Below are 681 nucleotides of genomic sequence, written 5' to 3' on the forward strand. Positions count from 1 at the left end.
GATCGCGCATGCCCTGCGCGAGCACGCGCGCGAACGCGCCTCGCAGCAGATGGCGACCAGCGTCGGACGGAGCGTGCTGGCGGCGATCACTGGGTCGCAGGCCACGTCGGACCTGGGCGGGACCCTGGCCAACGTAATGTTCGGTTTGCCCAACAGCCGCCTGCACGAAACCGAGGCCGACAGAATGGGCGTGGAACTCGCCGCGCGGGCCGGCTACGATCCCCGTGCCGCCGTGACGCTGTGGACCAAGATGGGGCAAGTCGGCGGCGCCGCCCCCCCGGAAATCCTGTCCACCCACCCCTCGGCCGAATCCCGCATCGCCGACCTGCGCCAGGCCGCCCAGCAGGTCCTGCCGCTCTACCAGAAGAAGTAGGCTGCGTCCCGGCCCAGGGCACAGCGGATCCGGCTTTGCCGGTCCGCCAGTGCCGCCGGGGGGGCGCGCGAAGCGCGTAGGGGGGAGCCGATACACCTATGGCATAATCAAGAGTTCCCTATACCTGAGCGGGTCCGTCGAGGCTGGTCCTCGCGCCAGAGCGGCGCCGAGAGGCGCTAATCCGTGCGGCCAATGAGCCCGTTCAATTTTTCGACCGGAATCATGCCTCAGACCCTTTACGACAAGCTGTGGGACGCGCATGTCGTCCACCAGGAAGACGACGGTACCTGTCTGATCTATATCGATCG

At 67.4% G+C, this 681-nt stretch carries 1 protein-coding gene; it reads left to right on the forward strand.

Annotated elements, in window-relative coordinates; all coding sequences use genetic code 11:
- The coding region (locus QHC78_RS21065) for a M48 family metallopeptidase (protein WP_319748103.1) at positions 1-373 on the forward strand (373 nt) is incomplete at its 5' end.
- Positions 374-681 lie beyond the last annotated feature (308 nt).

Origin of the sequence: Pigmentiphaga sp., assembly GCF_033795525.1 — a bacterium.
Classification (GTDB): domain Bacteria; phylum Pseudomonadota; class Gammaproteobacteria; order Burkholderiales; family Burkholderiaceae_B; genus Pigmentiphaga.